The organism is Sphingomonas sp. M1A8_2b (assembly GCF_053345535.1).
On the sequence record NZ_JBKFAH010000001.1, the window covers coordinates 721756 to 733763 of the forward strand.

Sequence of the window (12008 nt, forward strand, 5' to 3'; positions counted from 1 at the left end):
CAACTGTTGGCGAAAGCGGACGCAATCGCCTCGCTAAGCGGAGACCGCACGCAGGCGAGAGTCTAAGCCGGTAGCGGACTGGACGCTTCTAAATTCCTAGGCATACGAACCGGACGTTCTTTTAGATGGCCGTGGACGGCATCCGGCATGCGACAGACTGCTCGACTATCGCTAAAGAATGTCAAAGTTGATGTGCGGGGGGAGATGATGGACGTTGACGCTTTCGAGGCGCCGCTCGCGGCGCTGGTAGAGGACATCGGCGGCAGGCTCGGTGCAGTTGAGACGGAGGCCGACGCACGCTTTCAGATAATCGACCGGATGCTTATCGAAGCGCTCGGTTGGACGCACGATGACTTCCGGATGGAGCGGCATAATACGTCGGGCTATACGGACTATCTCGTGCAGTATCGCGGCACGCCGGCGCTGGTTATCGAGGCGAAGCGCATCGGAAAGCTGCCAATCGATACGGCTGATCCGAAGCTCGGACGATACAAGATTGCCGGTCCCGCGCTAAAGTCCGCCGCGGACGGCTTCTCACAGGCAGCGAACTACTGCCTCGAGCACGGGGTCGAATTCGCCGCCCTTACCAGCGGCACGGTCTGGATTGCGTTCATGGCATTGCGCCGCAGCGGCAGATCCTTCCGGGAATACAAAGCCATCGTGTTTCCGAATCTGACTTCGATTCAGAGTGAGTTCGCAACGTTTTACGATCTCTTTTCCAAAGAGGGCATCTCACAGAAGATCTACCGAACGCACTTCGCGAAGCTCGACGGCGTGTCGGCCAAGCGTTTCGAACCGATGCTCAGCGTGAACAGGCCGAACGCTCTTCGGCTCCTGCCGAAGAGCGAGTTGGCGCGGGAGCTCGAGCCTGTACTGTCAAGCTTCTTCGGCGACCTATCTGGCGTCAACGACCCGGAGCTTCGTCGTCAGTGCTTCGTCGAAACCCGTGAAAGCCGCACGGCCGACGTGACATTGCAGAAAATGATCGGGACGATCTCCTCGGGCATCACCGTGCTGCCGACCGACACCGGGAGACAGATTGTGGACCGGATCAACGCCGTCATCGAGACCGGCCGCAGCGAGAACGTGCTGATCGCCGGAGGCGAGGGCGCCGGCAAGACGACGTTCATCACGAGATTCTTTGAGGATGTGCTCGAAAAGTCTCTCAAGGAAACATGTCTGGTCGTCCGAATCAATCTCGGCCTGGTGCTGGACGATCCGGCGCTTGCTCCGGTCAACGTAACGACTTCGGTCAAGGCGGAGATAGAGCAGCAGCTCTATGCCAGCGGTTATCCGAAATACGATGACTTGCTGGGCCTCTATTTTGACGAATACCAGCGCCAAAGCGAGGGCGAGTTTCGGCCCCTCTACGAACGCGACAAGGACGCTTTCAAGGAGAAGTTCGGCGAATTTCTCCACGCGGCTGCGCGCGCCGACACGTTTTCCTACGTCGCGCGCTCGCTGGCGAACGTAGTAAACAGCCGCAAGTTGCTGCCCATCCTCGTGTTCGACAACGCTGACAGTCGCAGCGTGGCCTTCCAAGAGGCGGTCTTTGAGTGGTCGCAGACGCTGAAACGACAGGTCCCGCTCTGCCTTGTGATACTGCCGGTATCAGACCGCACGATATGGCGCATGTCGCGCGAGGGGCCGTTGCGCGCGACCGACGGGAAGATCTTCTATCTTCCCACGCCACCGACTAAGGAGGTCTTAGAGAAGCGCATTCGCTATCTCATCGACAACTCGATGCCCCAAAAGGGGCGCGCGAAGTATTTTCTTGCAAAGGGCATCGGACTGAAGCTCGCCGACATCAACGCTTTCGCAGCGTGCGTCGAGGAGCTCTTTATCAATGAGGATTTCATCTCCAGGCGGATCGGCTGGCTGACCAACCACAACCTGCTCCGCACGCTGGAGTTGACCAGAGACACGATTACCTCGCCTTATCTCAGTATCGACGAGCTCGTGGCATCGTATCTGCAGCAGGGCGGGAGATCGGTGCCGATTAAACATCGCAAGTTCGTTCAGGCGCTGATCGGAGGCGACTACAACCAGTTCGATGGGACCAAACACGGCTACGTCCGCAACGCGTTCGAGACCTCCGCGGACTTTCCCTCGAGTCCGCTCCTCACGCTGAGTCTCCTACGGCTCCTAATCGATAAGTCTGGGGAGGAGGCCTCAAACAGTTCTCTGGGCTACGTCGCTTACGAGCACATCCAAGGGTATCTCAGCGCCATGAGCGCAGGCGAAGACGCGGTGCGCGACACAGTGTCGAGGGCGCTCGCAAACGGGCTGATCGACCCGTTCGAGAAGGGCGACTCTCAAATCGCCGACCAGCAGCGCTTCGCCGTCACTAGCCCCGGCAGGATGCACTACGAAATGGCGCTGCGCGACGCGGTCTACGTAGGGCAAATGGCGTTCGCAACACCGATCCGCTCCGAGACGACGGTCGACCAGATGCAGGTCATCAAGAACGGCGGCACGATGCGCGGCGAGCAGTGGGGCGACGTCTGCAGGATCTTCATCGACTACTGTCTCACTGAAGACCTTGCATTCCTGATTCAGCCGGGTGATCCGATGTTCGCGAGCCAGCAGCAGCTCCGGGCGGATCTTCGCGCTAGATGGATCGAACAGGCCGTGTCCGGACGACCTGCCGCAGGCGGTATGATGGAGGTGTATGACGGCACCCGCGATCAGGTCCGGACCACGGTGAAATGGATAGACGGCGCTAAGGGATATGGGTTTCTGGCCGATCCCGGTGGCGGCGAGGACATTTACGTTGCGACCCGCCTTTTCCGTGATCGCATGCTCGACGTTCCGACTCCGGGATCAGTCGTCATCTGCGACGTCGGCCCCGGCAAGGAGGGCAAGGCTCAAGCGATCTCGATAAGCTCGGTCGAGCCAGCGCCTGATGACGGGGGTGCTTACGTCGGGGCACGGATCAAGTTCTATAACTGGGAGAGCGGTTTCGGCTTCGCGACGCTCCCGAATGGTGATGACGCCTACCTGTCGAGAAGGCTCGTGGAGGCCAGCGACGTAAAGGAGCTATTCGAAGGGGTGCCGGTCGAGGTGATCGTGCAGGTGAATTCTAGTCGAGGCGTTCTGGCAACAGCGCTTCGACCGGTACGAAACGATTAGCCGTGTCCGGTCGATCACCTAGCCAACTGGCGCGACGCAAATCTCGGCTTGCCGGACCCTCCGCGAAGAAGCGAAGTAATAAGCGCCTTAGCGGGCCTCTATGGCAGCTTCCAATCGTCAGCGTGGACCAACTCAACGTCTGGATGTGGGGGCGCGATGCCGATCGTCCGGTTCGAGGCAAACTAATGACCGGGTTCACCAAGAACTGCCATTCAGAGGTCGCCGCCGGAACGACCGTGTATGGTCGCTAGCCGCCGCTCCGGCGACTATCCTGAACGGTAGCTATCGCTTCCAGCTACCCGAAAGTGGTCGGGCAGAAATCTTCTCGAACTACGTGATCAAGATCGGCCGTATCGTCGAAAGAGGTAGTCATGGCAGTGACGTTATGTCCGCGGTGGTTGTGGAAATCGCGACCGTAGCTCGGCATTAGAACGGCCCTATCGCCTTCAAGCGAAGATTCTGTCAGCGAGGCTAGATGAACCGCCTTGCCTTCCTTGCTCTCGCGATTGCGGGCCTTTTCTGGGGCCTCGGCTTCCCGCTTGGTAAGTTTGTGCTTCGCGAAGTTGAGCCTGCGCATATGGTGCTGCTGCGTTTTGCCGTTGCCACCATCGCTGCCTTGCCTTTCGCGCTGGCAAGTGCCGAGGCGCGCGCATTGTTCAGATCGCCGTCGGTGTTGTTGGCGGGGGCGTTCTACGGTCTTGCCTTCATCGTCCAGTTCGAGGGTTTGGCGGGTGTCACCGTGACGCTCGCCGCTCTGTTGGTCGGGGCGATGCCGGCGTTGATTGCGGTAACTGCGCATCTGATGGGCGAACGCGTAAGCCGCGCGTCTTGGATAGGGGTGGCAGCGGCCACTATTGGGGCTGCGCTGATCGCGGGGAAGCCGGGCGGCGCGGGGACTTCGATTGGCATCGCCCTGTCATTGTTGTCGCTGCTTATCTTTCTCGCCTGGCTGCTGGTTCTAAAGCGCGTGCCGGCCACGCGATCGGCGATGGCCGTTCCCGCGGTGACGCTGGTCGTTGCAACCGCCACGATATTGCCGATCGCGTTGTTCCTCCACGGGGCCCCGCCGCTCCAATTGAGCACGTCGGCATGGGCGGGGATCATGGGGCAGGGGCTGCTATCGACCTTCATGGCGACCGCGGCGTGGCAATACGGCGCGACGCGCGTCGACAGCGCTAGTGCGGGCGTGTTCATCAACATCGAGCCCTTGGTCGGCGCCACGCTCGGTATTGGCGTGTTCGGCGATCCGGCAGGGTGGCCGCTCCTGCTCGGCGGCGTGTTGATCGTCCTCGGCAGCATCGTCGTCGTTAGGGGTGAGCGTGTGGATGCCATTCATGTTGCCGATGCGACGCATGGTCTGTCGCTAGACTAGGTCCTTGGAGCCTGTTCGGTGGGCAGTGCTAATTCAGTATGTGGCCTACCGTGGATTGTTGGTTAGATAAGCGTCGCTGCGGCGGCGCGTCCCGCGGCGGCGGTTCGCGTGGGAAACACCGGACCTCGGACGGTCATTCGATCAGCGGGGTATGGCTGCTGGAGCGCTACCACGTCGGTATAGTCGCCGGTTAGCCAGCGGTTGTGATCGTCGTTGTGGAGGATTGTGATCATGGCCATGGGATGGATCGGCGCGACCAATGCGTTCGGATCGCAGGTGACCATAGCGAAATAGCGCTCGTCGCCGATCTGACGCCAGAACCCGGCGATCGCGAAGATGTCCTGATCGATGACATCGAACCACATCTCGCCCTTGATCGGCTTTTTACCATCGCCGCGGTCGATCGGCTTTGGCGTCCATTCGCAGAACTCGGTCAGCGGGATCAGGCATCGATTTTCGGGTCTTGCAGCCAGCGCCTTCCACTGCGGCAACCCAAGGTTGCGGACATTGGTCATTGGCCAAGGCGCCTGTCCGGCGGTGACGTCCCAGTGCATCACGTCGAGGCCGCGCCGGCCGCCTTGTTCGCGGACCACGTAGGCGCGGCTTTTAGGATAAAGCTCCTTCGGATTGAAGCGGTTGTCCATCGGCTTGGCGGTCAGCCAACCGGCGCCGAACCGCTCCGTTAGTGTCTCGGGCTCCCCGTCGAATCTTGCTCGGTTGCACATGCCGGGACGTTGCAACATGGCATGACAGGGAACAAGCCTGGGATCAGGCGGCTAGGTCGAATACGATAGGTTTGCGCTGGTTGACCAAATGGACCTTGGTCAGCCTTCCTACGTCGCTCCAGAACGCCTCGACGCCGTCGATGAATTGAGTCAGATATTCCGGTCGCAGATGGCGATAATGTCGATTGTTGGTCCCAGTGCCGCGGTGACCGGCGGCGGTTTCGATCTGCGCTTCTGGCACGCCGCGTCGATGCATCTCTGTGCTGGTAGTATGGCGAAGAGTGTTCGGTGATCCCAAGCCGACGAGCTGTGGCCTCGGTGCGGTTTCGCCGAGCTTGCGCCGCGGTGGCAGCCATATCGGAGAGTCTTCGTCATCGATGGCTTGATGGCAGATGCCAGCCGCAATCAGCGTCTTGTTGAAGGCGGTCTTGATGCTGTCTGTGGGAAGGTATTCGAACCACGGCTCGCCCGTGCTTCGGTCGAGATGTCGTTTCTGCCACTGAATCGCTCGGCCTTGGTAGAGCTCCAGCCACGGCGCGAGCGTAGGGCAGACTGGAACGATCGAGCGCCGTTTTTTGGTTTGTTGACGCCCGGGTGCGTTGAAGTAGATCAGCCCATCCCGAACCTGCTGGTCCTTGTCGAGTTCGAGAACGGCCTCGACCCGAGCGTTGGTGCTCAGCATGATCATGGCGAACATATGGATGTGCTGGCGATCTTCCAGCGACCACGCGGCTTCCAGCAACCGAGCGACCTGTTCCACGCTGTAGACGAGGTCGCGGGGTTCGGCCTTGTGCTTGACGTCCGGGACGAAGGGGGCCGAGGCGATCATGTTGCGCTTCCAGGCCCAATTCAAAGGCTGGCGGAGCGCGGCGGTATCTCGTGCGATGGTGTGGCCGCTGACGCCCTGTCGCGCACGCCATGCGTGGAAGCGCTCGACGAGAGCGGAGTTGATGTCGGCGACGGTTGGTGGCCCGTGAAGGCGACCAGTCGCGCGTTCATCCGCGAAAAACGCCAACCAGTGCGCCACTCCATTGGCATACCGCACTGGGTCAGAAAGGTTTGGCTGCGCATGATTGATAAGCCAGTCGGCCATCAGCTTTTCGACGTAGACTTGAGCGATCGGCGCCTCAACGGGCTTCTGCGTCGCGAGATAGTGTTCGGCTAGGGCGTCTTGAGCTGCTTTCGGCGGGTGACTTGCGTCACCGCCGCCAATGCCGATCGACTTGCGGCAAGTCCGACGCTCCCGTCCATCTGCTGAGCTGGCATACCAGCAGATGGCCCAATCGTCTCGATCGGCGCGATACCAGAGCCAATAGGCGCCGAGTTCATGGCGATTGGCAGACGTGGTCTTGGTCCTGCGGCTGCGTGGTTGTCCTGCTGGCATAAGGCGTTAAGCTCTTCAGCTTCCATGATTGATATGATTGAGTACAGTCTCGGGTCCATGAGGACGCGGACATGGCAGGGGTCCAAATGAAGACGAGAGCGGTTTCGCGCTGCCTTTCTGATCCTGCCGGCTAGTTCGCTACATGAGGTCATGTGTGTGTTATAAAACACACGGTGTTACCTGTCGAGTGGGAACTGCTAGGTGCATGTTGATGGAGAGCGTAGTGAAAAAGCCGGACGTCGACGCAGCTTACCGAGATAGCGCCGCTGCGAGATTGCTGGCCGCCGGTCTCGCCAATGCCGCGAACGAGCAGGGGTTAAGTCAGCGATCGCTTGCGAGGCAGCTGGGTTACAAACAGTCTGTAGTACTGAGCCATATGGCTCTCGGAAGGGTTCCCATACCACTCGAGCGCGCCGCGCAGTTTGCTGACCTCCTGGGGATCGACAAACGCGAGTTTCTACTGGCCGTGTTGGAGCAGCGACTACCTGACATTGACTGGTCTGAGATAACCGCTTCCGATACCGCTCGGAGCGACGCGGGTGAATTGGTGACAAGCCTTGAGGCTATAGCTGGGGGGACTCTCGACAGCTTAAATTCTGAGCAGAAATTCGTGATGAGGGAGGTGGCGAGGGACAGGTATGCCAGTGAGCGATGGCTGTCGGTGCACGAGGTGCCCGCCGTAGCGCAGATCAGGTCCCTGCGACCTACCATAGGAACCACTGGGCTGTCGGCTGAGGATCATGACGCGATCAGGACGATTTTAGCGGGCCCTTCCGACGAAACCGGAGGCCCTTCAATTTTTTAATAATGCGTGTTGAAAAACACACATTCCGTCGGTAGTGGGCTGCCGCATGGAAAACACATCCTCACATCCGATCACTGTAGAGTTGCCGGCTCTGCCTTTTGCGAACCTCTTAATAGAGATGGCCCTCGAGCCCTGCACACGGCGTGTCCAAATTACCATCGCTGACAGGAGCAGAGGCGATCGCCCGCGGTTGAACACGCCCAGCTTCGCTATTCAGTCCGTTGCGATCGCGTTTAACAGGGCCTTTTCCGCATCTGCGGTCTCATCACCTGAGGCTGCAAGGGAATCGACTGCGGCATCCCTCCATTGCGAACATGTTGAGAATTGCTCTCGTTGCTCTGAGTACCTTCGCGAGCAAGTGGCGAAAGCTTTCTCGCAATCGTCCATAGATGAACAATTACGTAACATGAAATGAATATTGCAGAAAAAATAGCGGCAAAGCGATTTGCTATAAATATGTTACGAGTAAGCTCTAAGAGCTCGGACGCAATTATCAATCCACTACCTATCGACGGTAGGTTTGTATTTTCAAGCTTTGAAGAAGAAGTGCATCATTGGGGTGGCGTGAATCCTTGGGGTCCCAAGACTCGGCTACCGCCCATCAGGCATGTGATGCTTGCAGCGGACGTTAGGACTGACAAGCGTGGTAATGTCCTTAGTATGCCGCCTCTGATAGGTCGTCCGTGTTTCGGCAGGATCGAAACGTTCTTGCGGCACGCAAAGCCTGCTGAGCAAACGAAAATCGTTCGAAACAATCGTGAGGTCGCTTCCCGAACTAAGTGCATGAGCTGTGCCGTACGCGGTCCATGCAAAGCTCTGGTTACCGAACGGATCCATTCGTCCTTACAGATTAAAAATGCGCTGGTTGCGTGGCATAGTCACACGATGATTCAGCATGGAAAGCGGCTCTATACAGGGCCTGTTGGCCGGCTTTGGACTGTTGTTCTAAAATCAATCGTAAAACAGGGCCGGTTTAACAGTTCGAACGATGCGATAGTCCGGGACTTCGTAGCTGATACTCATGATCGGCTTAAAGAGAAGTGGCGTCTAGATAAACGCCGTCAGCGGAATAGTGACCTTGGCGACGGGTTGCCCGATAAATTTACCCTCGAATGTGTAAATGAAGAGCGTGATGACAGGTATAGGTCGTTGTTAACGTTTTGCCAGGGGGCGTCCGCGCCGGGGGATATGAGGCGCTGGAATGCAGCGACGTGTTCCCTAGTGGCTAATACTTGGCTCGCCGTAACGTCATTAAAAGCTGAACGGCGGAGGAGCGGATCCACCGCTGTAGCTCGGTGGCTTATCGCTAACGAGCGGTCTGACGGCCGGGGAGAGCGCGCTCTCATAACAAGGGTTGGTCAAGATATGAAAAAGATTCAACGGGTAGAGCATTTATCAGTTTGGGGGCCATTTGACCCGCTTGGGCATAGGTATGACGCTGAGCTGAACCGTGTAATTGGAGAACTACAGCAAGCCAAAAGCACCCCCTTCAAAAAGCCGTGACCGAACCCCATTCAAGATTTTGTCGCCAACCCTCTTCAAACGGGTCCACCGCAAATTGAGAGCTTTAAACCTAGCTAATTAACCTACTAACCCTCTAACGGTATAGGTAAGTCTTACGACTTACCTACAAAAGCACATACCGCGGGTATGGCTAAATCGATAAAATCTTTCGTATTGGAACGAATGAGCGAAGTTTATTTGAAACGAATGTAGCGAGCGGCAAGTCCATCACTTCGAACCTGAAGGCTGCGGCGTTTGCGAACGATCTCGCGGTTCCCGTTGGTCGCCCAGAATAAGCGGAGGCGACTGCACCCAGCGGATCGCGCTCGGCATTGCCTCGATCGCAGCGTGGTCGCCCCATCTGGATCAGTACGGCAATTCGATGCTCGGCGTGGATGCGCTCGAGATGCTCAACGCGCGCACCGGCTGGTCCGTCTTTGGTCCACCGGTCGACTGAAAGGAGCCTCCACACACGCTTGCCGCCGAAGCGAACCTCGCACATGATCCCCGAAAAGGGGGAACGCGTGTGAACAAGTGGGTGCTGATCTTGGCGCTGGTCATCGCGGCGCCTATCGAGGCGCGTGACCTTGGCGTCCCGGCTGACAAGGGCTGGAAACATGCTGAAACCGGCCTGATCCTCATGCCGCAACTGGCGGGTCTTTCGCGCACGACGCTTACCGATGCGACCGAGACCGAGCATGACGTGGCTGCGCAATACGACGCGGCGGACAAGAGCGTGTTCGCGACGATCTATCTCTTCCACCCGGCGATCCCCGCTGTGGCGTTATGGTTTGATCGATCGCAAACCGCGCTCGAAACACGCGACATCTTCCGCCATGCCGCGCCGGCGAGCGCCGATCCGATCGCCTTCGCCGCATCGAACAGCGGGACGGCGACGTCCCTACGCCAAGTCTATGCCACACCTGGCGGCGCATATCGGAGCACCGCCCTTGCGGTCGTGCCGGTCGGCGACTGGATCGTCAGCATCCGCATGAGTGCGAAGACGCTGACCGCGGATCAGCTCGACGCCAGCCTGCAACAGGTGATCAAGGCCGTCCGTTGGCCGCCCTCCACTACCACCGCGGCCATCGCGGTCGCTCCGGTCAAGACGTGCAGCACGCCGCTGACCTTCACCAAGGCCAAACAGGCCAAACCAAACGGTGCCGACCTGCTGATGTCCCTGATGGCAAGCACCATGGCAGCCAAGGCAAAAACGGAAGAGAAGCCGACTCCCCCCGTACCGCAACCGAGCTGGTGTCGTGACGGCGGCGCAAGCACCGAATACGGCGTCTATCGGTCGAGCGCGAGCACGGGTGGTTACATCATGGCACTCTACGATGCCGGTCGGGTCGTCAGCGTCTATCCCTCGCTGATGGGCCAAGTCGACAAGAGTGGGACCTATGCGGTGTCGCTGGTGGATGTCGAAGGCACGACGTCCGTCTTTCCGTCGTTCACAGCCCTGCCTTCGCCCAAGGAGGTGTGGGATCTGGTCGGAACCGGCAAACGCAGCGGTACGATGAAGGGCAAGCAGATGACGATCGACCCGAAGGCTTTCTGACCAAGGCGCCTGCTCGAACTGAAAGTTCAACCGCGATTAATGCGATCAACCAGCTCGGGCAGTTCGGCGAGGCTTCCCAGCGTCTCGAAGCGATCGGAATCCTCAGGGGGCGTCGCATGTTCATGAGCCCACGCGCCGTCCTGTGGAACATAGGCCGCCCATGCCCCAGCCTCCAGCGCCGGACGCACGTCGGAGCGCATCGAGTCCCCTGCCATCACCGCCTCGGCAGGCTGCACCTCATATCGATTGAACAGCCGCGTAAATGTATCGGCGGTCTTGTCGCTGACGATCTCAACATCCGCAAACCGATCGCCGAGGCCAGATGCGGCAAGCTTCGCCTCCTGATGCAATAGGTCGCCCTTCGTGACGAGGACAAGCCGACCGCGATCCGCCAAATCCTCCAGCGTCTGAGCGATCCCTTCGAACAGTTCGACCGGGTGCGCAAGCAGCGACCGGCCTGCCGCGAGGATGTCCGCGACCATCGTCGGCTTCAGATCGGCACCGCAAAGCTCGACTGCGGTCTCGATCATCGACAGCGTGAAACCTTTCGCACCGTAACCGTAAAGCGGCAGGTTGCGCGCCTCGCACGCTTCCAGTGCCGGGCGTGCAACATGCGCATTGGCGAACGGACGCAACATCTCCAGCAGCGCATCCTCGGCCTCATTGAAGTGCCGCATGTTATGCCAGAGCGTGTCATCGGCATCGAGGCAGATAAGGCGTATCGTCATGGCCACATTTTACACCCGGCGTTCTGTCGAGCCATACCAATTCACCTACTGCGCGCGCACTGGAAACCATCAAGCGAGATCGTCCAGGGTCATTCAGGCACGTCCAAGCAACGCGACTACCATTCACTCTCAAACCTAGAACAGCACCCGCGTGGTTGCGTTTAGTTGTCAAATAGTTGCGCGTTTTGATGATTTTAGACGCAACTCGATGCCACCCGCATCCCACCGTCAGGCATGCAATCACCGATCGTCAACAACGAACGAAGGTGACATTATGCTCGACAACTTACCTCCATCATCCGCGTCGCTTAGGCTCTATCAGGTGAGCTACGAGGCATGGATACCTCCGGTGATCGTGGCAGCTAGAGCGCCCGAGCGTGCTGCGGCAATCGCGACTTACGCTCGGCCCCCGTTGCCCGGTTCACCGGAGACCGTCGTTATCGACGTTACAGACGAGTTCGTGGCGCTTTCACCGATGGCCGCATCGCATGTTCAAGCCCTGATCTCGGGAAGGGTAGAAGGCGTGGTATCTTATGACGCGGAGGACGGCTGGGCATACGACGCCTTGCGCTAAATCAACGCTCGATCGAGGTGGCTGACGGCTGAATACCGCGGTGGTGATGTGCCAGGTTCCAGTCTTTGTGACGCTTGGCGCACTCCAAGCCACCCTCCGGCAAACGACGGCTTGGTATAGAAATAGCGAAAGTGAGGCGTGGCGGCTGGTTGCAACGCGCAACCGGCCGACCTTCGAGACCGTCCGCGCCAGAGGGAGGCTCGGAAATGGCGGGGCAAGGCTCGCAA

At 58.9% G+C, this 12008-nt stretch carries 7 protein-coding genes; 4 read left to right on the top strand and 3 right to left on the bottom strand.

Features of this window, described 5'->3' with window-relative positions:
- Positions 1 to 204 precede the first annotated feature (204 nt).
- Both ACLBWL_RS03500 and ACLBWL_RS03505 read left to right on the top strand, forming a co-directional pair.
- On the top strand, positions 205 to 3132 hold the full coding sequence (locus ACLBWL_RS03500) for a hypothetical protein (RefSeq protein WP_447790268.1): 2928 nt from the start codon (positions 205 to 207) through the stop codon (positions 3130 to 3132).
- A gap of 475 nt (positions 3133 to 3607) precedes the next feature.
- The gene (locus ACLBWL_RS03505; protein ID WP_447790269.1) at positions 3608 to 4504 is read left to right on the top strand and encodes a DMT family transporter; all 897 of its coding nucleotides are present in this window, start codon (positions 3608 to 3610) and stop codon (positions 4502 to 4504) included.
- Positions 4505 to 4566: 62 nt separating this feature from the next.
- Here ACLBWL_RS03505 and ACLBWL_RS03510 read toward each other — a convergent pair whose 3' ends face one another.
- Together ACLBWL_RS03510 and ACLBWL_RS03515 are read right to left on the bottom strand one after the other, a co-directional pair.
- The gene (locus ACLBWL_RS03510) at positions 4567 to 5229 is read right to left on the bottom strand and encodes an SOS response-associated peptidase family protein (protein ID WP_447791973.1); all 663 of its coding nucleotides are present in this window, start codon (positions 5227 to 5229) and stop codon (positions 4567 to 4569) included.
- 43 nt (positions 5230 to 5272) lie between these two features.
- Positions 5273 to 6613 (bottom strand): tyrosine-type recombinase/integrase, encoded by a 1341-nt coding sequence (locus ACLBWL_RS03515; protein WP_447790271.1) that lies wholly within the window; start codon positions 6611 to 6613, stop codon positions 5273 to 5275.
- Between the two features lie 2648 nt (positions 6614 to 9261).
- On the opposite strand from ACLBWL_RS03515, the gene ACLBWL_RS03520 reads away from it, so the two are divergent.
- Both ACLBWL_RS03520 and ACLBWL_RS03525 read left to right on the top strand, forming a co-directional pair.
- Entirely contained in the window at positions 9262 to 9378 is a 117-nt protein-coding gene (locus ACLBWL_RS03520) for a glutaminase (RefSeq protein ID WP_447791975.1), read from the top strand.
- A gap of 69 nt (positions 9379 to 9447) precedes the next feature.
- Positions 9448 to 10479, top strand: a complete 1032-nt coding sequence (locus tag ACLBWL_RS03525) for a hypothetical protein (RefSeq protein WP_447790273.1) — start codon at positions 9448 to 9450, stop codon at positions 10477 to 10479.
- A gap of 26 nt (positions 10480 to 10505) precedes the next feature.
- On the opposite strand, the gene ACLBWL_RS03530 is transcribed toward ACLBWL_RS03525, so the two are convergent.
- Entirely contained in the window at positions 10506 to 11207 is a 702-nt protein-coding gene (locus ACLBWL_RS03530; RefSeq protein ID WP_447790275.1) for an HAD family hydrolase, read from the bottom strand.
- Positions 11208 to 12008: the final 801 nt, after the last annotated feature.

Coding starts and splice junctions, on each gene's coding strand:
- ACLBWL_RS03500 (WP_447790268.1), top strand. CDS start 205: ATGATGGACGTTGACGCTTTCGAGGCGCCGCTCGCGGCGCTGGTAGAG.
- ACLBWL_RS03505 (WP_447790269.1), top strand. CDS start 3,608: ATGAACCGCCTTGCCTTCCTTGCTCTCGCGATTGCGGGCCTTTTCTGG.
- ACLBWL_RS03510 (WP_447791973.1), bottom strand. CDS start 5,229: ATGTGCAACCGAGCAAGATTCGACGGGGAGCCCGAGACACTAACGGAG.
- ACLBWL_RS03515 (WP_447790271.1), bottom strand. CDS start 6,613: ATGCCAGCAGGACAACCACGCAGCCGCAGGACCAAGACCACGTCTGCC.
- ACLBWL_RS03530 (WP_447790275.1), bottom strand. CDS start 11,207: ATGACGATACGCCTTATCTGCCTCGATGCCGATGACACGCTCTGGCAT.